18 protein-coding genes are annotated in these 20975 nt (G+C 62.3%); 12 read left to right on the top strand and 6 right to left on the bottom strand.

Translation table 11 applies throughout. The features are described 5' to 3' along the window. The first annotated feature begins 44 nt into the window (after nucleotides 1–44). Together KUD11_RS14320 and KUD11_RS14315 are read left to right on the top strand one after the other, a co-directional pair. Nucleotides 45–869, top strand: coding sequence for a sulfite exporter TauE/SafE family protein (locus tag KUD11_RS14320; protein WP_109384071.1), 825 nt, complete (start codon nucleotides 45–47; stop codon nucleotides 867–869). Next, nucleotides 863–1645, top strand: a complete 783-nt coding sequence (locus KUD11_RS14315; protein WP_109384072.1) for a hypothetical protein — start codon at nucleotides 863–865, stop codon at nucleotides 1643–1645. The genes KUD11_RS14320 and KUD11_RS14315 overlap by 7 nt, the downstream gene beginning before the upstream one ends. Before the next feature lie 18 nt (nucleotides 1646–1663). On the opposite strand, the gene KUD11_RS14310 is transcribed toward KUD11_RS14315, so the two are convergent. Genes KUD11_RS14310 through ccmI form a run of 3 tightly spaced genes read right to left on the bottom strand, consistent with a single transcriptional unit; the run spans nucleotide 1664 to nucleotide 3637 of the window. Next, a complete protein-coding gene (locus KUD11_RS14310; protein WP_109387741.1) occupies nucleotides 1664–1906 on the bottom strand; it encodes a DUF1289 domain-containing protein in 243 nt (80 codons plus the stop codon). A gap of 22 nt (nucleotides 1907–1928) precedes the next feature. Next, nucleotides 1929–2348 (bottom strand): Holliday junction resolvase RuvX, encoded by a 420-nt coding sequence (gene ruvX / locus KUD11_RS14305; protein WP_219930186.1) that lies wholly within the window; start codon nucleotides 2346–2348, stop codon nucleotides 1929–1931. 53 nt (nucleotides 2349–2401) lie between these two features. Then, nucleotides 2402–3637, bottom strand: a complete 1236-nt coding sequence (gene ccmI, locus KUD11_RS14300; protein WP_109384074.1) for a c-type cytochrome biogenesis protein CcmI — start codon at nucleotides 3635–3637, stop codon at nucleotides 2402–2404. 213 nt (nucleotides 3638–3850) lie between these two features. On the opposite strand from ccmI, the gene KUD11_RS14295 reads away from it, so the two are divergent. From KUD11_RS14295 to rarD, 7 genes are all read left to right on the top strand, one after another. Beyond that, nucleotides 3851–5095, top strand: coding sequence for a sarcosine oxidase subunit beta family protein (locus KUD11_RS14295; protein ID WP_109384075.1), 1245 nt, complete (start codon nucleotides 3851–3853; stop codon nucleotides 5093–5095). 2 nt (nucleotides 5096–5097) lie between these two features. Beyond that, the gene (locus KUD11_RS14290; protein ID WP_109384076.1) at nucleotides 5098–5622 is read left to right on the top strand and encodes a hypothetical protein; all 525 of its coding nucleotides are present in this window, start codon (nucleotides 5098–5100) and stop codon (nucleotides 5620–5622) included. A gap of 1 nt (nucleotide 5623) precedes the next feature. Further along, nucleotides 5624–5953, top strand: a complete 330-nt coding sequence (locus tag KUD11_RS14285) for a sarcosine oxidase subunit delta (protein ID WP_109384077.1) — start codon at nucleotides 5624–5626, stop codon at nucleotides 5951–5953. A 61-nt stretch (nucleotides 5954–6014) separates the two neighbouring features. Then, nucleotides 6015–9029, top strand: a complete 3015-nt coding sequence (locus KUD11_RS14280; RefSeq protein WP_109384078.1) for a sarcosine oxidase subunit alpha family protein — start codon at nucleotides 6015–6017, stop codon at nucleotides 9027–9029. Next, nucleotides 9022–9588, top strand: a complete 567-nt coding sequence (locus KUD11_RS14275; protein ID WP_109384079.1) for a sarcosine oxidase subunit gamma — start codon at nucleotides 9022–9024, stop codon at nucleotides 9586–9588. The genes KUD11_RS14280 and KUD11_RS14275 overlap by 8 nt, the downstream gene beginning before the upstream one ends. Nucleotides 9589–9690: 102 nt before the next feature. Then, complete coding sequence (locus KUD11_RS14270) at nucleotides 9691–10290, top strand: superoxide dismutase (protein WP_109384080.1); 600 nt, start codon at nucleotides 9691–9693, stop codon at nucleotides 10288–10290. 101 nt (nucleotides 10291–10391) lie between these two features. Further along, nucleotides 10392–11351 carry an EamA family transporter RarD gene (rarD, locus tag KUD11_RS14265; protein ID WP_318010159.1) on the top strand — a complete coding sequence of 320 codons (960 nt, stop codon included), beginning with the start codon at nucleotides 10392–10394 and terminating at the stop codon, nucleotides 11349–11351. On the opposite strand, the gene KUD11_RS14260 is transcribed toward rarD, so the two are convergent. Beyond that, the gene (locus KUD11_RS14260; RefSeq protein ID WP_109384081.1) at nucleotides 11291–11842 is read right to left on the bottom strand and encodes an LOG family protein; all 552 of its coding nucleotides are present in this window, start codon (nucleotides 11840–11842) and stop codon (nucleotides 11291–11293) included. The two genes, rarD and KUD11_RS14260, sit on opposite strands and share 61 nt — an antisense overlap. Before the next feature lie 104 nt (nucleotides 11843–11946). Here KUD11_RS14260 and KUD11_RS14255 point away from each other — a divergent pair, with 104 nt between their 5' ends. Next, the gene (locus KUD11_RS14255; protein WP_224380265.1) at nucleotides 11947–13020 is read left to right on the top strand and encodes a LysM peptidoglycan-binding domain-containing protein; all 1074 of its coding nucleotides are present in this window, start codon (nucleotides 11947–11949) and stop codon (nucleotides 13018–13020) included. Between the two features lie 113 nt (nucleotides 13021–13133). Further along, nucleotides 13134–14948 (top strand): ABCB family ABC transporter ATP-binding protein/permease, encoded by a 1815-nt coding sequence (locus KUD11_RS14250; RefSeq protein WP_109384083.1) that lies wholly within the window; start codon nucleotides 13134–13136, stop codon nucleotides 14946–14948. Between the two features lie 3 nt (nucleotides 14949–14951). Here the strand turns inward: KUD11_RS14250 and KUD11_RS14245 are convergent, their stop codons facing one another. Then, nucleotides 14952–18815: an efflux RND transporter permease subunit gene (locus tag KUD11_RS14245; RefSeq protein WP_109384084.1), complete on the bottom strand. Its 3864-nt coding sequence runs from the start codon at nucleotides 18813–18815 to the stop codon at nucleotides 14952–14954. Then, nucleotides 18812–20044, bottom strand: coding sequence for an efflux RND transporter periplasmic adaptor subunit (locus KUD11_RS14240; protein WP_109384085.1), 1233 nt, complete (start codon nucleotides 20042–20044; stop codon nucleotides 18812–18814). Before KUD11_RS14240 ends, KUD11_RS14245 begins: the two co-directional genes overlap by 4 nt. Before the next feature lie 209 nt (nucleotides 20045–20253). Between KUD11_RS14240 and KUD11_RS14235 the strand changes: the two genes are divergently transcribed. Continuing rightward, nucleotides 20254–20958 (top strand): hypothetical protein, encoded by a 705-nt coding sequence (locus KUD11_RS14235; protein ID WP_109387745.1) that lies wholly within the window; start codon nucleotides 20254–20256, stop codon nucleotides 20956–20958. Nucleotides 20959–20975: the final 17 nt, after the last annotated feature.

Genomic DNA, 20975 nt, shown 5'->3' with positions numbered 1-20975 from the left:
TGAAAACCGCTCTAACCTGCACGGTATATCGAAGGGCGTGGGATATGGATGACCCGGTACTATTGCTGAGCCTTGGGGCCATGTTGCTGGCCATTGGCGCGTTTGCAGGCGTGCTTGCGGGCCTTTTAGGTGTGGGCGGCGGCATCATCCTTGTGCCTGCGTTTTTCTACGCGTTTCAGACTCTGGGCTTTGGCGGTGCGCAGCTTATGCAGGTGTGTCTTGCCACATCGCTTGCCACGATTGTCGTGACCTCTCTGCGCTCGGTCCTCAGTCATAACAAGAAGGGTGCAGTCGATTGGGAAATCCTGCGTACATGGGCGCCGGGGATCGCGCTCGGGGCACTGATAGGCGTGGCTGTCGCGGCGAACCTGCGCTCGGGCGCGCTTCAGGCGATTTTTGGCATCCTTGGCGTTTGTGTGGGCCTCTATATGGGCCTCAGCCGTAGCGAATGGCGGCTGGCGGACGCCATGCCCAAGGGCGTGCGCCGCGCTGTGATGAGCCCGGTCTTGGGGTTCATGTCGGTTCTCATGGGGATTGGCGGAGGCAGCTTTGGCGTGCCCGTTATGGCGCTTCATGGTGTCACGATCCACCGGGCGGTGGCCACGGCTGCGGGCTTTGGGATGCTCATTGCGGTGCCATCGGTGGCGGGCTTTTTGCTCTTGGATATTGCCGAGGACAGCCGCCCGCCCTTTACAATCGGCGCGGTGAACCTCGTGGCCTTTGGGATTGTCATTGCCATGACGTTGATCACCGCCCCTATCGGTGCGCGGCTGGCCCATGCGATGGACCCTAAACCGCTCAAGCGTGTGTTTGCGGTATTCCTCACACTGATCGCGCTCAACATGCTGCGAAAGGCTCTGGGATGGTAGGGCTCAAAACCAAGGGCTGGATACAGTTTGCCTATGATGCGGGGCTTGCGCGCTGGGCGGACGCGGCCCGCGCGGCAGCACTCGTGCGGATGGCGGAGCCTGCGCATCGGGATGAGTGGCTGCAATGTCAGGGCACGTGGTTCGTGGGGGTCGACACGTTGACCAATGCGCCCGATGGGTCGGTGGGGGGCGTGCCGCTCTCTGGCCCCGGCTTTTCGGCGGCCTGTGCGGATTATGGCGATCTGCCGCTCCATGCGGCGCAGGTTTCTGTGGTCTATCCGGGCTATCCCAAACCGCGCGAGGGAGAGTGCGAGGGTGCCTTTCGCTATCGTTTGAACCGCGATGCGGCGCATGTGGATGGCCTTTTGCCCGTGGGCGCGGCGCGCACGCGGATGTTGAAGGAACGGCACGCCTATATCCTTGGCCTGCCGCTCAATGATGCAAGCGCGGATGCGGCCCCACTGGTGATCTGGGAGGGCAGCCACGAGATCATGCGCGCCGCGCTTCATGGCGTGCTCAAGGATGTGCCAAGCGAGGAGTGGGGGGAGGTGGATCTGACCGAGATTTACCAAGCGACCCGCCGCGAGGTGTTTGAGCGCTGCCCGCGCGTGGAATTGCCCACTGTCAAAGGCGAGGCCGTGCTCGTTCACCGCCTGGCCCTGCACGGCGTGGCGCCGTGGGGCGATGCGGCCTCAGCCCCCGAAGAGGGCCGGATGATCGCCTATTTCAGGCCGGAATTCCGAGGGCTTGGGCCCGAGTGGATGACCGCGCCCTGAGGCGGCTGGCGAAATGCTTCAGCCGCCGCGCTTCAACCGCGCCTCGCGGCCGCCGCGCCGCTTGCGCAACTGGCCCGCGCGCCCAGGCAAAGCCTCCATGATCTCGGCCCGCTCGGCATTGCTCATCTTGGACCAGCGTGTGATCTCGTCGATGGAGCGCAAACAGCCGGTGCAAAGCCGCGCCTCGGGATGCACCACGCAAACCCGCACGCAGGGCGATTGCACCTCTTCACGGGTCCAGACCGGGATTTGGTCGCTCATGTCGTCTTTCATGGATCGTCCCTCATTGCGCGGTCTTGAGATGGTGCAACCTGTCTAGCACGCCTTGGAGAATATACGAGGCGGCGATATGGTCGATCACCTCTGCGCGACGCTTTCGTGTCGTATCCGCCTCAAGCAGCGCCCGTTCGGCGGCCACAGTCGACAAACGCTCGTCCCAAAAGCTGATGGGCAGGGGGGTGAGCGCCGAGAGATTGCGCGCAAAGGATCGCGTGGATTGACAACGCGGCCCTTCCGAGCCGTCCATATTGCGCGGCAGCCCGAGAATGATACCTTCCAGCGCGCGCCCCTCGATGATCTCCAGAAGCCGCGCGGCATCAAGACCAAATTTGCGCCGCTTCACCGTCTCCAAAGGGGTGGCCACGCTGCGCATCCCGTCAGATACAGCCACGCCGAGGGTCTTTTCCCCAAGGTCGAGCCCCATGAGCGCCCCGGCAGGGGGCAGGGCGCTCGCGAGATCCTCAATAGTGGGCACGATCAATTGATGATCCCTGATTCCTGCGCCGCATCGGCGATGATACGCATCGCGGCCGTGTTGCCCTCAAAAACGCTGCGCGCTTCATCCCAGATCGCGTCCGCTTGGTTCGTCTCGCCAATGACTGCCAGCGCCGATATCGCGCGCGCCCAATCCTCGGGCGGCCCGCCCTCGCTCGCCAGCCGCTCCAGAAGGTTTGAGACCATGCCGCGGATCATCTCTTCGCGGTCCTCGGGGCTCATGTTTTCTGCCGCCTCGATCTGCTCACGCGAGGGTTGAATCCAGCCCTCTTCGGGCGGCAGGGAATAGCGTACGCCCGCGCGGTCAGCCAATTGCTCAATCTGGGCGCGGATCGGCGGCACCCATGAGGCATCGGCAGGGCTGTCGCGCAAAAGCTTCTCCCATGTGCGGAAGGCCGCATCGGGCCTGTCGACTTGCGCATAGTAAAGCCCAAGGTAGAAGCGCGCCTCCTCCTGCTCGGGGTTGCGCGCGAGCGCCTCGCGCAGCGCCGTCACCGCATCGGAGGACACATAGCCCCGCGCCGCCAGAACCATCAGGTCCGCCAGAAAGGCGAAATCATCCGCCGTGGCATCTTCGCCCTTGGCCGCGATTAGCCGGGTTTGCGCCACATGGGCGGCGCTGTGATTGCCCAGCTGCGCTTCGTTACGGGCCAAAAACCCGAGCCCTTGGATATCATTGGGACGGTCCGCCACCACGGCGCGCAACCGCTCGATCAACTCAAGAAACTCTGCACTTGGCTCCTCCGCCGGACCGGGCAACAGCTCCACCGGCAGACGTTCCTCGACCTCGGCCTGCGACAGCCTGTTGTCGCGCAACTCCTCTGATACAGCGAGGCGCAGGTCGCGCGGCATGTCGCGATACCCCGGCGCGCCCTCAACCCAGTAGAGCCCGAACGCCGCCCCCGCGATCACCAATGATCCAGCCGTGGCCAAGGCCCAGCCTGCGGGTTTGGGTTGCGCGCCTTGCGCGCCAAATGTCTGTAGCGCCGCGTCCGCCGCCAATATCCGCCGGGAGACTTCGGTGCGCAGGCGCGCGCCCTCTTCCTCGGTCAGCACGTTGCGCGCGACATCCTTGTCAACATCGCGCAGTTGCACGCGGTAAACCTCGAGATCATAGGCCGCAGGGGCTTTTTCCCCCACGCGACCCCTCAGCGCCGCCTGCGCGAAGACTGCACAAACGGCCAAGGTCAAAATACCAGCGACACTCCAGAAAACCATGACTTCTCCCACCTCTTTGCCCCCACATAGACGCCCCGGCGCGCCAAAAAAAGGGGCGCAAAGTCGCGGGCTGTGCGCATTGTCGCATTGTGCGCCCTGGATGCCGCACTGCGTATCTTGTAGGGTCCGGCATGAGAGCATACCACAGCTTAGAACGACGCCACCCGCTTGAACCGCGAATCCCCTTTGACCCGAGCTGACCCGAGGCCGCGCATGAAACGTTATTCCGCCTTTGCCATCGCCCGAGAGGCACTCCGCAACCACACCGGATGGGGCCGTGCATGGGGCGCGCCCGAGCCGCGCAAGCAATATGACGTGATCATCATCGGCGCGGGCGGGCATGGTCTGGCCACCGCCTATTATCTTGGCAAGAATTTCGGCATCACCAATGTGGCGATCTTGGAGAAAGGTTGGCTCGGCGGCGGCAACACGGGGCGCAACACGACCATCATCCGCTCCAATTATCTGCAAGACCCTTCGGCGGCGATCTATGAAAAAGCACGCAGCCTCTACGAGACGATGTCACAGGACCTCAACTACAACGTCATGTTCAGCCCTCGTGGCTGCATCATGCTGGCCCAGACCGAGCACGAGGTGCGCGGCTACAAACGCACCGCTCACGCCAACGCGCTGCAAGGCGTGCCGACCGAATTCATTACGCCCGAGCGCGTCAAGGAACTCGTCCCGATCATCAACCTTTCGGGGCCGCGCTATCCGGTTCTGGGCGGGCTCTGGCAATCGCGCGCAGGCACCGCCCGCCACGATGCGGTGGCGTGGGGCTACGCGCGGGCCTGCTCGGATATGGGCATGCACGTGATCCAGCAATGCGAGGTCACCGGCGTCCGCTCCGAGGGTGGCAAGGTCACCGGGGTCAGCACCTCGCGCGGCGATATCGGCTGCAAGAAACTCGGCATGGTCGTCGCGGGCCACTCGGGGCATCTGGCGGACATGGCGGGCTTCCGCCTGCCGATTGAGAGCGTGGCCTTGCAAGCGCTCGTCTCCGAGCCGATCAAACCCTGCATGGACGTGGTCGTCATGGCGAACACCGTGCACGGCTACATGAGCCAGTCGGACAAGGGCGAAATGGTCATCGGCGGCGGCACGGACGGGCACAACAACTTCACGCAGCGTGGCAGCTTCCATCATATCGAAGAAACCGTGCGCGCACTCGTTGAGACCTTCCCGATGGTCGCCCGCCTCAAAATGCTGCGCCAATGGGGCGGCATCGTGGACGTCACAGGCGACCGCTCGCCGATCCTCAGCACCACCCCACTGGAAGGCTGCTTCATCAATTGCGGCTGGGGCACAGGCGGCTTCAAAGCCATCCCCGGCTCCGGCTGGGGCTTTGCGGAACTGATGGCCAAAGGCCACTCGCCCCTGACGGACGCCTTCGGGCTGAACAGGTTTTATGAAGGCCGGTTTATTGATGAAAGCGTGGCGGCGGGGGTGGCGCATTGATTATGGTGGAGGCACTCAAAACTGAGCGAAACGCTGAAATCCTCAAGCGTCGGATACGTGGAGAGTCGTTAAAGAACATTTCTCATGATTTTGACAGTGTTTCGTATGGGCGAATTGTGGATATAGCGCGCGAGGAACGTGAACGCATTGAGCGACTAGCCTCGGCTAACGAAGTTGCGCTTGAAGAGCTAGCTTCTTCCTACGGACTGACTGAACAGGAAGTTGGTGAGATAATCTCTGACGTTTCCAACCGGAAATCCAAGAGAGCACTGGAATGGGAAGAACAAGAACGTGTGCGCCTGTCAGAGCAGGAGCGCCAATTGAAAGAAATCTATCGCGGCGATCTGGAGGACTTCTGGAAACCGATCTTGGAATGCCCGGCTTATATATTTGTCGCTTTCCTCTACGATGGTTCAGACGTTTTTGTAGGTTCACGTGCATCTTCTTTCGGAAACTGGAGCGCGAATGGTTCCGAAGTTGCCCCTACCCACTTCATCCGTATTCCAGCACCACCGAAAGGGCTTTGACATGCTCATCCTGACCTGCCCCTGCTGCGGCATCACCGGCGAGGAAACCGAATTCCACGGCGGCGGCGAGGCGCATATCACGCGCCATGGCCCCACGGCGTCCGAAGAAGAGTTCCACTCCTATCTCTTCTCCAAGGAAAACCCCAAAGGCGTCCACTTTGAGCGCTGGCGACACAATAACGGCTGCGGCAAGTGGTTCCACGCCGCCCGCTGCACCATGACGCTTGAGGTCTTCGGCACCTACGCGGCCCAAACCTACGAGCCGCCTCAGGATATCAAGGACAAGATCACCGCCAAGCGCCCCGGCTGGACATGGCGGGAATTCTCATGAGCTTTCTTCTTAGCAAAAATACTCAAACCGCAACACCAACCATAACCGAGAGGGCCACAGCATGAGCACACGTCTGGCAAAAGGCGGCCGCCTTCTCAACAAGGCGCGCGCGCTTGATTTTTCGTTCAACGGCAAGCGCTTGCGCGGCTTCGAGGGCGACACGATCGCCTCGGCCCTTTTGGCGAATGACCAGATGCTGATGGGGCGCTCGTTCAAATATCACCGCCCGCGCGGTGTCGTGGCTTCCGGCGCGGAAGAGCCCAATGGCCTTGTCCATATGGGCGAGGGGGATCAGTTCGAGCCCAACCAACGCGTCACCACGACCGAGCTTTATGACGGGCTCAAAGCCTCCAGCCAGAACCATTGGCCCAGCCTTGAATTCGATATCGGCGTGGTGAATTCCAAGCTCTCGCGCTTCCTGCCTGCGGGTTTCTATTACAAGATGTTTATCTATCCGCGCCCCTTCTGGAAGCATGTCTACGAGCCGATTATTCGCAAATCCGCAGGCTTGGGTAAAGCGCCCGAGAGCCGTGATAATGATAGCTATGAGCATTTCTACGCGTTCACGGATGTTTTGGTGATCGGTGGCGGCATTGCGGGGCTTCAGGCCGCAAAATCCGCCGCACAGACTGGCGCGAAAGTGTTGTTGCTGGAGCAAACCGCGCATCTCGGCGGACGCACCCCCGTGGATGGCGGCACGATTGAGGGTCAACCGGCGGCAGACTATATCGACGTTCTGACAGCTGAGCTGCGCGCGATGGAAAACGTCACCCTGCGTACCCGCACCCAAGGCTCCGGCGTCTATGATCACGGCTATGTCCTCGGATACGAGCGCACAGGCGATCACCAACCCGAGGCCGCTGGCCCCCGTCACCGCCTCTGGCGCATCCGCGCGGGCCACGTGATCACCGCCACCGGCGCGATTGAGCGCCCCCTGAGCTTTGCGGGCAACGACATTCCCGGCGTCATGCTGGCCTCGGCCATCCGTGATTATGCGGTTGATTTCGGCGTGTCCTGTGGCGACCGCACGGTCGTTGTGACCAACAATGATGATGCCTACCGCACCGCGATCACGCTCGTGCAGATGGGCCTCTCGGTCCCCGTCATCCTCGACGCGCGCGTTCTGCCCGCCGACAGCCCGCTGATGGCCGAGGCCAAGGCGCTGGGCATTCGCGTCATGATGGGTCACGCCGTGGCCTCCGTCAAAGGCGGCAAGCGTGTGACCGGGGTCAGCATCTGCTCGCAAGCGGGCGAGGGTGCGACGCTGGAAGAGCTGGCCTGCGATGCGGTCGCCATGTCCGGTGGCTGGTCGCCTGTCGTGCATCTGTGGTCCCATTGCGGTGGCAAGCTCACATGGGACGAGGCGGGCGCGTTCTTCCGCCCCGATCCCGCACGCCCACCGTTGGGCGCGGAGGGTACGGGCTTCGTCACACCCGCGGGGGCCGCAAATGGCGCTTTGCACCTTTCCCAGACCGTGGCCGATGCGCATCAAGCGGGCCATGACGCCGCCGCGGCGGCAGGCCACGCCGCGAAGGCGAGTGCCGCACCGAAGACCGTAGCGCCCGACGAGGCACCGCTCACCCCCGTCTGGATGATGCCGCAGGGCGCGGGCTATGCCAAACGCTCCAAAGCGTGGTTGGATTACCAGAACGACGTAAAAGTCTCCGACGTGCAACTCGCGGCCCAAGAAGGGTTCGAGAGTGTCGAGCACGCCAAACGCTACACCACGCTCGGCATGGCCACGGATCAAGGGAAGCTCAGCAATATCAACGGGCTGGCCATTCTGTCTGATGCGCTGAACCAGCCTATTCCGCAGACGGGCACCACCACGTTCCGCCCGCCCTACACGCCCATCTCCATGGCCTCCATCGCGGGAGAGGCGCGCGACGAGCGGTTTCAGCCCCTGCGCCGCACGCCCATCCACGCGTGGCACGAGGAGAACGGCGTGGAATGGGAGCCGGTCGGCCACTGGCGTCGCCCCTATAGCTATCCGCGCGCGGGCGAGAGCCTGCACGATGCCGTCAGTCGCGAGGTTCTGGCCACCCGTAACAGCCTCGGGATGCTCGACGCCTCGACGCTGGGCAAGCTGATCGTGAAGGGCGCGGATGCGGGCCGCTTCCTCGACATGCTCTACACCAATATGATGAGCACGCTGAAGCCGGGCCGCTGCCGCTATGGTCTGATGTGTTCGGAGAACGGGTTTCTCACCGATGATGGCGTTGTCGCCCGCCTCGATGAGAATACGTTCCTGTGTCATACCACCTCGGGCGGGGCCGATACGGTCCATGGCCATATGGAAGAATGGCTGCAAACCGAATGGTGGGATTGGGACGTCTATGTCGCCAATGTGACCGAGCAGTTTGCCCAGATTGCTGTGGTCGGGCCGAAATCGCGCGAGACGCTTCAGGCGCTCAGTTCTGATGATCTGTCGGCTGAGGCGCTCAGCTTCATGGGTTGGGCCGATGCCACGCTCGCGGGTATTCCCGTGCGCATCTTCCGGATCTCGTTTTCTGGCGAGCTGAGCTATGAGATTGCCGTGCGTGCGGGCCAAGGCCGGGCGCTCTGGGATGCGCTCATGGCTGCTGGCGCGCCGCATGACGTGACCGCCTATGGCACCGAGGCGCTGCATATCATGCGCGCCGAGAAGGGCTTTATCATGATCGGGGACGAGACGGACGGGACTGTTATCCCGCAGGATCTCGGCATGGGCTGGGCGATCTCCAAGAAGAAAGAAGACTATCTCGGCAAGCGCGCGCAGGCCCGCAGCCACATGACCGATCCGACCCGCTGGAAGCTTGTGGGGCTGGAAACTGTCGATGGCTCTGTCCTTCCTGATGGCGCTTATGCTGTGGCCGATGGCAAGAACGCCAATGGCCAGCGCAACGTGCAGGGCCGGGTGACCTCGACCTACCATTCGCCCACGCTGGGGCATGGTATCGCAATGGGCCTTGTGCTGCGCGGGCCGGACCGGATGGGCGAGGTTCTGACCTTCCCGAAGACAGACGGGAGCAGCGTCAAGGCCAAGATTGTTGATGCGGTATTCTTCGACAAAGATGGGGAGAAGCAAAATGTCTAATACACTCAGTGCGCTGCAAGGTGCCAATTATGACGGCTTCGCTCAGGTTCAGGAAATGGGCCTGCAAGGGATGATTACCCTGCGCGGCGATCTGGCCGAGGCCAAGCTGCGCCGCGCCGCCGAGAAGGCCACGGGCTGCAAAATGCCCGAGCAGAACCGGATCAGCGCCAAGGGACGCAGTGCAATCGCATGGATGTCGCCCGATGAGCTTTTGCTGCTGGTGCCTTACAGTGAGGTCGACACCCATCTGGTGGCGATTGAAAAATCGCTGACGGGCGAGCCTTCGCTGGCGGTCAATGTGTCGGACGCGCGGGCGCTTTTCGAGGTGTCGGGCGGTGCGCAGGTGCGCGAGGTGATCGCGAAACTGGCCCCCGTCGATATGGCCGCCTTTGCGCCCGGCATGTTCCGCCGCACCCGTATGGCGCAGGTGCCGGCCGCGCTCTGGATGCCTGATGATAGCGCTGTGCGCATCGTCTGCTTCCGCTCGGTCGCGCAATATATGTTCGATATCCTCAAAGGTGCTGCCGCGCCGGGCAGTGAGGTTGGTTACCTCGTCTGAGGTGGCGCTTTGAGCGGAACAAACCGATCGCTCTTGACGTTTGCCCCGCAGGCCCTCCATTTAGGGCCACATATATTTGAATCCTGACGAGGGGGCTGACCCATGAGCTTTGAACTTCCCGATCTTCCCTATGCGCATGACGCGCTGGCCGGCAATGGCATGAGCCAGGAGACGCTGGAATACCACCACGACATCCACCACAAGGCCTATGTTGACAACGGCAACAAGCTAATTGCCGGAACCGAATGGGAGGGCAAGTCCCTCGAAGAGATCATCACCGGTACTTATGACGCCTCTGCCGTAGCGCAGTCGGGTATCTTCAACAACATCAGCCAGCTCTGGAACCACAACCAGTTTTGGGAAATGATGAGCCCCGGCAAATCCGACATGCCGTCTGAGCTGGAAGCGGCCATCAAAGACAGCTTCGGCAGCTATGATGAGTTCAAAAGCCAGTTCGCCGCCGCAGGCGCGGGTCAGTTCGGCTCGGGCTGGGCATGGCTTGTGAAAGACACCGATGGGAGCCTCAAAGTCACCAAGACCGAGAATGGGGTGAACCCTGTCTGCTTCGGCCAGACCGCTTTGCTGGGCTGCGATGTATGGGAGCATTCCTACTACATCGATTTCCGCAACAAACGTCCGGCCTATATCGACAACTTCCTCGGCAGCCTTGTGAACTGGGAAAACGTCGCCAGCCGCATGTGATCTACGCCGTATGATTGCAAGCGCCCCTGCTGGAATCGGCGGGGGCGTTTTGCGTTTCTCACCCCTTGCCAAGGGCGGCCAAAAGGCTCAAGGCTCGAGGCATGACGATGCCACGCCCCTCCACCCCTCATGGGTCCGACACGACCGAAAGCCCCGGCAGCCCGCTCAGCGGGGTTGTCCTTATGGTGTTGGCCTGCACGGTCTGGGGCCTGTCGGGAATGTATTACAAACTGCTCGATCATATCCCGCCGATTGAGGTTCTGTGCCACCGCACGCTGTGGTCGGCGGTGCTCTTTACTGGGGTTCTGGCGCTTCAGGGGCGTCTGCGCGCGCTTCCCGCCGCGATGCGCGCGCCGCGTCAGGCCGTGATCATAACCCTTGGTACTGTGATGATCTCCATCAACTGGTTTGTCTTCATCTGGTCCATTCACAACGACAGGGCGATGGAAGCCTCAATGGGCTATTTCCTCTTCCCGCTGGTGGCCGTGATTTTTGGTACGTTCTTTTTTGCCGAGCGTTTGGCTACCGGACAAAAGGTGGCCGTGGGCCTTGCCGCGCTTGCCATCGTGGTGCTCACTGTGGGGCTTGGCGTCGCGCCTTGGATTGCGCTCCTGCTGGCGGGGTCGTTTGGGTTTTATAGTGTGGTCAAGAAATCGCTTGGCGTGGGGCCCGTGGTCTCGGTCACGCTGGAAGTTTTGTTGCTCGTGCCGATTGCGCTTATCGTGCTGTGGTCTCTGGGTGGCGGCAGTTTCGGCTCAAACTTCCAAGACAGCGTCCTTCTGGTCCTGTCGGGCGTGCTCACAGCGATCCCTCTGATCTTGTTCAGCGCGGCCACGAAACGCGTCTCACTGGCGGCTATCGGGCTTGTGCAATACCTCAACCCGACGCTGCAATTCGCTGTGGCCACGTTTGTGTTTCTGGAGCCGTTTACCCTCTGGCACGCCATTGCCTTCCCGATGATCTGGGCGGCGCTTGCTCTCTATAGTGCGGTGTCGCTCGGTCAGGGCAGGGCGGCGCGCAAAGCAGCGAGGGCGGCGGGCACATCCGGCACCACAGTGTAGAAATCCCGCACCGACCCTTCAGCGAACCCCTCGGCGATCACATGGTCGATCAAGTGAATGAGCGGTTGCCAGTAGCCGTCTATATCCAAAAGGAAAATCGGCTTCGCGTGCAGGTTAAGCTGACGCCATGTCAGCAGCTCGAAAAACTCGTCCAACGATCCCGCACCGCCGGGCAGAACCACGATGGCGTCGCAATTCATGAACATGACCTTCTTGCGCTCATGCATCGTTTCGGTGACGATATAGCGGTTCAGATCCGTCTTGCCGACTTCCCAGCGCACCAGATGCTCGGGGATCACGCCGAATGTGGCCCCGCCTGCGGCTTGTGCCGCCCGCGCTGTGCGCCCCATCAGACCCACATCGCCCGCGCCATACACCAGCCGCCAGCCTGCCTCCGCCAAACCCGCTCCCATCGCATCGGCCGCGGCACCATAGGCCGCACGCGCGCCCTCGCGTGCGCCGCAAAAGACACATACTGATTTCTCCTGCATGGGGACATGCCTCGCTCAAAGGGTTGTTTTGACCGGTGATAGCCTTGTTGCTAGGGTGCATCAACCGCGCGCAAGGTAGCGGGGTCGGGATAGGATTGAGGCATATGAGCAAAGCGGCAGGGATGACGGGTGGACAGATCGCAGCGGGCGGTGCGGCGCTGATAGCAGTGGTGTTCGTGGTACTCTATGCGGCTGGCGTCTGGACACCTGCCGCGGTGCAGGCCCCGGACGAGGTCGCCCAGATTGCGGCACCTGAGCCCGCCACGACCGAGCCTGCAACGCCAGACGCATCTGAGCCCGCACCGCCCAGCGTTGATGTTTTCCGCCTTGAGCCTGGCGGCAACGCCCTAATCGCTGGCAGTGCCGCACCGGGTTGGTCCACCACAATCCTGATCGACGGGGCGGAAATCGCCGCCGCCGCAACCGATGCTGCGGGGCAATTTGTGCAGTTTTTGACGTTGGAGCCGAGCGATGCACCCCGCGTGCTGACCCTCGTCATGCGCGCACCGGAGACGGGGCGAGAAATCCAGTCGGAGGCGCAGATCATCATCGCACCGAATACGGCACCGATGCCACCATCGACTGCAGAGGCAGTTGATGGTGCAGACGGCACCGCCCAAACCGTCCTCCTCTCCGCGCCTGAAGGCATCAGCGTCCTGCAAACTCCGACCCAAGTCGCAGGGCCGGGGCCGGATGTCATGTCTTCTGTGGCGCTTGATGCGATCACCTATTCTGATGTGGGCGAGGTGCAGCTTTCGGGGCGCGCCGCCGGCACGGGCGAAATCCGCGTCTATCTCGACAACCGCCCGGTGATCACGTCGCGGATCTCGGACGCTGGCGCGTGGCGCACCGATCTGCCGCAGGTGGATACCGGGGTCTATACCCTGCGCATCGACGAGATTGCCGCCGATGGCACCGTGACCAGCCGGATTGAGACCCCGTTTCAACGCGAGGATGAGGCTGTGCTTGCCACCGCGCAAACCGCTCAGACGGCGGTGGGGGCTGATGGCCAGACCGTCCGCGCCGTGACGGTGCAGCCGGGAAGCACGCTTTGGGCCATCTCGCGCGAGGCCTATGGCGAGGGCCTTGCCTTTGTGCGTGTGTTTGAGGCCAATCGCGACCGGATCCGCGACCCGGATCTGATCTATCCCGGTCAGGTTTTCACCCTGCCGGAATGATGGCCTGCGCCTGCGTCTTACCGCTGGAATTTCCGCTCCGTATACCCCTGCTGCGCTGGATATCTCCTGCACGCCGGGCTATGTAGAAGCCCTTGTAATACAAAGACCAAACCATGCGCCCCGGACCCGATCCCACTGATGCTGAAATGCCCGCCAGCGGCTGGCGGACCATTGCGCGTGTCGCGCCCTATCTCTGGCCGCCCGAGGCACCGTGGGTCAAACGACGCGTGGTGATGGCGCTGGTGGTGCTGTTTGTCGCCAAGCTGATCGCGGTCGGCACACCGTTTTTCTACAAAGCTGCCGTGGATGCGCTGGCCGGTGAGGGGCAGGACGCGGCGTGGATGCTGGGTGCGGGGGCCGTTGGCCTGACCGTGGCTTACGGCGTGGCGCGTCTGATGAATGTGGGCTTTCAGCAATTGCGCGATGCGATCTTTGCCCGCGTGGGGCAAAGGGCGTTGCGGTCGCTTGCGCTGCGCACGTTCGGGCATATCCACGCTATGTCGATGCGCTATCACATCACGCGCAAGACGGGCGGCCTCAGCCGCATCATTGAGCGGGGCGTGAAGGGCGTCGACTTCCTCTTGCGGTTTTTGATTTTCTCCATCGGGCCGCTGCTTTTGGAGCTGATGATGATCGGCGCCGTGCTCGCTGTGCTGTTTGATGTCTGGTATCTGGTCGTGGTGACTGGGGTTATCGCGCTCTACATCGCGTTCACCTTCCGGGTGACGGAATGGCGCGTGAAGCTGCGCCGCGAGATGAATAATCAAGACACCGACGCCAACCAAAAGGCGATCGACAGCCTTTTGAATTACGAGACAGTCAAATATTTCGGCGCGGAAGAGCGTGAGGCCGCCCGCTATGACAGCGCGATGGAGCAATATGAGCGCGCGGCGCTCTCCACCTCCTATTCGCTGGCCTTCCTGAATTTCGGCCAGAGCTTCATCATCACCGGGGGGCTGATCGCCGTCATGGTCATGGCGGCCATCGGCGTGCAAAACGGCGAGATGACGGTGGGCGATTTCGTCATGGTCAACGCCTACATGATCCAGATCACTATGCCGCTTAATTTCCTTGGCACGGTCTACCGCGAGATTCGTCAGGCGCTGGTGGATATGGGAGAGATGTTTGGCCTTCTGGATAGGCCACCCGATGTGACGGATGCCAAGGACGCGGTGGAGTTGCAAATCAAGGGCGGCGAGGTGGAATTGCGCGATGTTTATTTTGGGTATGACCCGGAGCGGGTGATCCTGAAGGGGGTGTCCATCAAGGCTAAACCGGGCGAGACTGTCGCCATTGTCGGGCCAACGGGTTCGGGCAAATCCACCATCGGTCGGCTGCTCTTTCGGTTTTATGACGTGCAGCAGGGCGCGCTGTTGATCGACGGGCAGGATGTGCGCGATGTGAGCCAAACCAGCCTGCACGCGGCCATTGGTGTGGTCCCGCAGGACACGGTGCTGTTCAACGATACGGTGGGCTATAACATCGCCTATGGGCGCGAGGGTGCCACGCATGATGATGTGGTCAAAGCGGCCCGCGCCGCGCAAATCCATGATTTCATCGAGAGCCTGCCGGATGGCTATGACACCACTGTGGGTGAGCGTGGTCTGAAGCTGTCGGGGGGTGAGAAGCAGCGCGTAGGCATTGCGCGCACCTTGCTCAAAGACCCCGCAATCTTGCTGCTGGACGAGGCGACATCGGCGCTTGATACCGAGACCGAGCGTGGCATTCAGGGCGCTCTGGCCGCCGCAGGGCAGGGGCGCACGGTGCTGATGATCGCGCACCGCCTGAGCACCGTGGCAGAGGCCGACAGAATCGTGGTTCTGGAAGAGGGGCGCATCGTCGAGACAGGCACCCATGCGGAGCTTTTGGCGCGCGAGGGCCGCTATGCGAGTCTGTGGCAACGCCAGCAGGCGGATGAGGCGGCCTGAGCGTTACTCCGCCGCGCGCAACGGCCCGTCGGGCTTTGTCTTGCCGTCGCTACCTTCGTCTTCGCCTGCATCCTTTTGCACCGCTTGCGCGCTGTCTTCGGCCTGTGTTTGCCGCTCGGCGAGCACGCGGGCGAAATCGTCAAAGCCAAGCTTGTCTTCCTCGGCCTCCATGTGGGTCTCTTGAGGAACCGCAACGGTTGCCGCCCCGGTTTCCCACAGGATTTCCGGTGCGCGTGCTGCCCGTGCGGCGCGTGCGAGCGCCCAATCCTGCGCCGCCCGGCTGGAGCGGCCCATCGAGAGCGCCGAGAGCGCGCGGGCCAGCCACGCCACATAGGTCGTGGCCCAGACCCGCAGCGCCAGCATCGAGGGGGTGAAGACCAGCGTGAGCACCGTCGCGATCCCGAGGCCAAAGACCACCGCCGTGGCCAGTTGCTTCCACCAAAGGGCTGTGGGGCTGTTGAAGCTGTAGCCGCCATTCACGAAATCCAAACTGAGGCCGAACATCATTGGCGCGAGGCCCGCCATCGTCGTGATCGTGGTCAACAGAACGGGGCGGATGCGCGCCTCGGCGGTGCGGGTGATCGCCTCGGTTTTGGGCATGTAGCGGCTATATTCCTGATAGGTGTCGATCAGTACGATGTTGTTGTTTACCACAATCCCGGCCAAGGCCACGATCCCCGTGCCCGTCATGATGATCGAGAAGGTCTGCCCCATCACAAGCATCCCGATGAGAACGCCCGTGGTGCTGAGAACCACGGCGACCAGCACCAACGCTGCGTTATAGACGCTGTTGAACTGCGCCAGAAGGATAATGAACATCAGCCCGAGCGCGCCGATAAAGGCCTGTTGTAGGAAGGCGCCGGATTCCTCCTGATCCTCCGCATCGCCGGTCCATTCAGTATCGACACCCGCAGGCAACACGCCACTGTCGAGCCATTCTGTGAGATAGGCGATCCGCTCATTCGGGGTAAGGGGCTGAGTGCTGACCTCGCCCGTCTCTGGATCGGTGCGGGTGGCGGTGAGGCCGTCGATGACGCCTGCTTTGACGTCGAAATAGCGTTGTTGGTTCACCCGGTCGATCTGGGCGAGCTTGGGCGTGGGCTGCCGGGTGATGAAATTGCTCAACGGGACCAGCCCGTCATTGGTGCGGACCTTGAGGGTGTCGAGGGTCGAGAGGACGCGGTACTGCTCGGGCAGGCGCACGCGGATGTCGATCTCCTCATCCGACGAGGGCACGCGCATCGTATCAAGGAAGATCCCACGCGTGACCAGCTGCACCATCGCGCCCACGGTGGCCACATCCGCGCCGAACCGGCCCGCGCGCTGCACGTCCACGTCGATCTGCCAATCAATGCCGGGCAGGGGCAGCGTGTCCTCAATCAGCTCCAGCCCTTCGGTCTCGTCAAACTTGGCGCGCGCCAGCCGTGTGGCCTCCTGAAGCGCCTCCCAATCATCGCTCTTGAGGCGCAGATGCACAGGCTTGGCTGAGGCGGGGCCGCCCGTCTGCCCGAGGATCTCGGTCTTGATGCCGGGAATACCCGCGAGCTTGGCCGACAATTCGGCAATAATAGTGTCGCCATCGACAGAGGCGTCCTTCACCTGCCGCTCAATGAGGCCAAAGAGCCAAGGCTCGGCCACATTCGGGCGGTCGTCCCACGGGGTGGTTTCAAACTGCACCTGCCCGATCGTGTCGAGCGGGGGCTGCACGCCGCCGGTATTGTTGTTGAGCCCGCCATCGCCTGCAAAGGCAAAGGCCGTCTGCACCCCGCGCTGGGCCAGCACGACCCGCTCCACTTGGGCGACCAGATCGTCCTTTTGCTCAATCGAGAGATTGCCGCGTGCACGGACATAGACGATGGCCTGCTCGGGCTCGGATTCCACGAAAAACTCGGTGCCGTTATTGTTCTGCGTGTAGTAAACGAGCGTGCTGCCGACGATCACGAACACGGCGCAGCAGGCCACCAGCGGCATCACCGGATTGCCTGCGATGGAATGGATCACCCAGCCAAAGGCGCTGCGCCGATAGCCGCCCTTGACCACCGGCGTCGCGCGGGGGCGCAACCTGCCGCGTGCCCAGGATGCGCCATTGGAGAGCCGCCGGAAGATGGCCATGAGGCCCAGAAGGCCCGCAACCACCCCCGCCAGTCCAAGCCCCGCCAAGATGGCCACACCCAAAAGTAGCACGAAGGCCGTGATAAGCGCCGGGATGACCGAGCCGAGGATCGCCCCCATATCCATTGCGCCAAAGACGGCCATGACGGTTTCCAAAAGGCGCGGCGCAAAGGTCGCGGCGGCCATGACCACGCCGAGAGCCACAGGGAAGAGCACCACATGCCAGAGCCAATAGCCGCCCGCGATCTGCCCGATGCGTTTCTCGAACCATTGCTCCAGTCGCCCGGTCACGCCGCCCATCACGGGTAGGTAGACAAGCGCCACAAGAAGCGACGCCGAGAGCACGAAAATCAGCGTGACAGGCAGCATCCCCATGAATTGCCCCGGCACGCCCGGCCAGAACAGCATGGGCAGGAAGGCGCACAGCGTGGTGGCGGTGGAGCTGACCACGGGCCAGAACATCCGCTTGGCCGCGTCCACATAGGCGGTCATCGGGCCCGCGCCCTCGTCGATGCGTTTGTCTGCGTATTCGACCACCACGATGGCCCCGTCCACCAGCATCCCCACGGCCAGAATAAGACCAAACATCACGATGTTGGAAATCGTGATCCCCATCACCGCCAGAAGTGCAAAGCACAAAAGAAACGATGTCGGGATAGCAAACCCGACCAGAAGGGCGGGGCGGATGCCCAGCGTGGCCAGCACCACAATCATCACCAGCGCAATCGCCGTGAGGACCGAGCCCTCAAGCTGGCTGACCATGGAGCCCACGATGCGGGATTGGTCATTCGACGTGCCCACCTCGACCGAGGCCTGAAGCCGCTCGGGCCAGCGCGCGGCCTCATCGGCCACGGTGGCGCGCACCAGATCGGCCATGTCGATGATGTTGAAGCCTTTGCGCTTGACCACCTGAAGCGCCACGGTGTTTTCGCCATTAAACCGCGCCGTGCCGATGCGATCCTCAAACGTCAGGTTGATCTCGGCCAGATCCCCCAACGTGACCTGACGGTCGCCATTGGTCTTGATCGGCAGGGTGTAGATATCGCGCGTCTCATCAAAAGAGGACGGAATCTTGACCGAGAATGTGCCGCTTGAATTGCGCACTTCACCGGCAGCGATCAGAAGGTTGTTGTTTTGCACCACATTGATCAGCTCGCCCGCCGTGACGTTGTAGGCCTCCAGTCGCAACGGGTCGATTACCACTTCGACCATCTCATCGCGGCTGCCTGCGATACCCGCCTCCAGCACCGGCTCCAGCCCCTCAAGACGGTCCTGCAACTGCTTGGCATAGCGCGTCATCGTGCGCTCGGGCACATCGCCGGTGAGGTTGACGATGATGATGGGGAATTCGCTGAAATTGATCTCGTTGATCGTGTATTTCTCGGCCCCGTCGGGAAAATCGGCCTCAGCCTTGTCCATCGCATCGCGCACATCGGCCATGATCTGGGTCTTGTCCCAGCCGAACTCGAACTCAAGCGCCACGCCTGCGAAATTCTCGGCCGCCGTGCCGCCCATTTCCTTCAGCCCGTCCAGATCCGCAAGCTCGGTCTCCATGACCTTGACCAGCAGTTTCTCTGCATCTTCTGCGGAAATGCCGGGGAAGGGGACGGTGACGAAGAGGGCTGGGATTTCGATGTCCGGCTCGCCCTCTTTGGGCAGAGAGATATAGGCGATTGTGCCCGCAAGGATCGACAGGATGATGAAGGCCACCACCATGCGCGCCCGGCTGGCGGCCCAATCGACGATCCCGGTCATTGCGCGATGCCCTCAAAGCTGGGGGCGATGGCCACGCCGTCGGTCACGTATTCCTGCCCGATGATGATCACATCAAGCGTATCGGGCAGGTCCGCAAGCCAGACCCCATCCACCGTGTCGCGCAGCAAGCGCACTGGCATGAATTCTGCGCGCGCGCCCTCTGCCAGCACCCTCAGGCCCAGTGTGCCCTCGTCATTCAGCGTCAGCGCCGATTGCGGCAAAAGATGCGCAGGCGTGCCATCGGAGGAGATGAGGATTTCGGCGGTTTGCCCGTCGCGCAGGCTCAGATCGGCGTTGGAGACTTCGATTTCCACACGAAACGTGCGGGTCTCAGGATCGGCGGAGCGCGACAGGAACGTCACACGGCCCTCGACCTGTCGCCCCGATACCGTCGTCGCACCTGCGCGCGCACCGGGTGCGATGCGGTCCACTTCGGTTTCTGGCACGAACCCCACAAGCTTGATCGGGTCAAGCTGGATCACCGTCCCGCAGAGCGCGCCATCCTGAAGAAGGCTACCAAGCTCGGCTGTATCGGTCTCCAACATCCCGGCAAAGGGCGCGCGGATCTCAAGGCGGTCTATCTCTTCTTCCCACACCGCAATAGACGCATCCGCCGAGGAAATTCCGGTGCGGGCCGCGTCCAGCCCTGATTTGGCGCCCTGCACAGCGGCCTCGGCCGCGCTGACCGATGCCTTGGTGCCTGCCACGCGCACGGCGGAGGCAAAGCCACCCTCGCTGAGCTGCTGCGCGGCATTGTCGTTGATCTGTGCCTCCTCAAGCCGCGAGCGCGCCTCTGCAAGGCGGGCGGCGGCCTCTGGCACGCGGGCTTCGGCCTCATCGCGGCGCGCCTTGGCCTCTGCGAGGCTTGTGAGGCGGGTCGCGGGGTTGAGGCGGCACAAAAGCGCGCCTTCATCGACAAATGCCCCTTTGCGCAGGGGGTCGGACACGATCTTGCCCGAGGTCTCGGCGCGCACATCCACCTGCCGCAACGCCTCGGTCTGGCCGCGCACGATGACTGCACTGTCGATGGTTTGCGCGACCGAGTGCATGGCAACCACACCGATGGGCGCTTGCGCGGCAATGTCGGGGCCAGCCTCGTTTGTTTGCTGCGCCGCCTCGGGGGGCTCGTCGGGGCCGCCGAGGAGGGTGGCGGCGCTGTCGCGCTCAAACACGAAGGCGTAAATCGCCACGGAGACGATAACCGCTGTTACTATTGGAAGAATTCGCATCAAGCACCTTTCGCGCTGCACTCGGGCATTTTGATACCAAACGCCTGAAATTCTCTACAGCGGCATACGCTAAACTATCCAGTTTAGATTAAACTTTTTGCGGCCAAAGTTCAAGTCGCACATGCGCTGAGGCGTAGCACAGCCCTTGGCACCAGAGCCGCAGCGCGTTATGAGGGGAAAAAGTGGCCAACGTGAGGCGAGGCAGGCGTGTGAGCGATAGCGACAGTTTCATCAATGAGGTGACCGACGAGGTTCGCCGCGAGCGGCTTTTCTCCTACGCAAAGCGCTATGGCTGGATCCCGGTTCTGGCAGTTTTTTTGATTGTGGGCGGTGCATCTTATAACGAATGGACCAAGGCGCGCGAGCGGGCGACAGCCGAAGATCTGGGCGATACGATTTTGGCCGCCATCACGATTGAGGATCGTGCAGAGCGCGGCGCTGCTCTAAGCGAGATTGACGCGCAAGGGCCGGCAAGCCGCGCGATTATCGACATGATGGCTGCCTCCGAGATGCTCGAAAGCGACCCGTCCGGCGCGGCCACTCGTCTTTTGACAGTGGCCGATGATGCGGAGGTGCAGACCATCTATCGTCAGATCGCCACGCTCAAGGCCGCAATGATCGACGGCAGCGGTCTGAGCGACGCTGAGCGGCGCGAGCGGCTGGACGGGCTGGCGCTCGGCACCGGAGTTGTCCGGTTGATGGCCGAAGAGCAGATTGCCTATATAGATATTGGCGCGGGCGACATAGCGGGCGCGATTGCGCGTTTGCAGCAAGTCTCCGCTGATGCAGAAGCAACGCCGGGCTTGCGCCGCCGGGCGACACAAGTGATTGTGGCTCTGGGCGGGGAATTGATCCTGCCCGAGGGGCTGGACGCAACGGAATTGAACGGTGCAGACACGCAGAGCGGTGAATAAACCGCCATGCCTCGCGC

It is taken from the genome of Roseovarius carneus (assembly GCF_020141465.1).
GTDB classification, from domain to species: Bacteria; Pseudomonadota; Alphaproteobacteria; order Rhodobacterales; family Rhodobacteraceae; genus Roseovarius; species Roseovarius carneus.
The sequence above is the reverse complement of the archived record's forward strand: the minus strand, read 5'-3'. Positions and strand labels throughout refer to the sequence as shown.

Coding starts and splice junctions, on each gene's coding strand:
- KUD11_RS14310 (WP_109387741.1), bottom strand. CDS start 1,906: ATGAGCGACCAAATCCCGGTCTGGACCCGTGAAGAGGTGCAATCGCCC.
- KUD11_RS14270 (WP_109384080.1), top strand. CDS start 9,691: ATGAGCTTTGAACTTCCCGATCTTCCCTATGCGCATGACGCGCTGGCC.
- ruvX (WP_219930186.1), bottom strand. CDS start 2,348: ATGGGGCTCGACCTTGGGGAAAAGACCCTCGGCGTGGCTGTATCTGAC.
- KUD11_RS14285 (WP_109384077.1), top strand. CDS start 5,624: ATGCTCATCCTGACCTGCCCCTGCTGCGGCATCACCGGCGAGGAAACC.
- KUD11_RS14290 (WP_109384076.1), top strand. CDS start 5,098: ATGGTGGAGGCACTCAAAACTGAGCGAAACGCTGAAATCCTCAAGCGT.
- KUD11_RS14245 (WP_109384084.1), bottom strand. CDS start 18,815: ATGACCGGGATCGTCGATTGGGCCGCCAGCCGGGCGCGCATGGTGGTG.
- KUD11_RS14240 (WP_109384085.1), bottom strand. CDS start 20,044: ATGCGAATTCTTCCAATAGTAACAGCGGTTATCGTCTCCGTGGCGATT.
- KUD11_RS14275 (WP_109384079.1), top strand. CDS start 9,022: ATGTCTAATACACTCAGTGCGCTGCAAGGTGCCAATTATGACGGCTTC.
- KUD11_RS14280 (WP_109384078.1), top strand. CDS start 6,015: ATGAGCACACGTCTGGCAAAAGGCGGCCGCCTTCTCAACAAGGCGCGC.
- KUD11_RS14295 (WP_109384075.1), top strand. CDS start 3,851: ATGAAACGTTATTCCGCCTTTGCCATCGCCCGAGAGGCACTCCGCAAC.
- KUD11_RS14250 (WP_109384083.1), top strand. CDS start 13,134: ATGCGCCCCGGACCCGATCCCACTGATGCTGAAATGCCCGCCAGCGGC.
- KUD11_RS14260 (WP_109384081.1), bottom strand. CDS start 11,842: ATGCAGGAGAAATCAGTATGTGTCTTTTGCGGCGCACGCGAGGGCGCG.
- KUD11_RS14315 (WP_109384072.1), top strand. CDS start 863: ATGGTAGGGCTCAAAACCAAGGGCTGGATACAGTTTGCCTATGATGCG.
- KUD11_RS14320 (WP_109384071.1), top strand. CDS start 45: ATGGATGACCCGGTACTATTGCTGAGCCTTGGGGCCATGTTGCTGGCC.
- KUD11_RS14255 (WP_224380265.1), top strand. CDS start 11,947: ATGAGCAAAGCGGCAGGGATGACGGGTGGACAGATCGCAGCGGGCGGT.
- ccmI (WP_109384074.1), bottom strand. CDS start 3,637: ATGGTTTTCTGGAGTGTCGCTGGTATTTTGACCTTGGCCGTTTGTGCA.
- rarD (WP_318010159.1), top strand. CDS start 10,392: ATGACGATGCCACGCCCCTCCACCCCTCATGGGTCCGACACGACCGAA.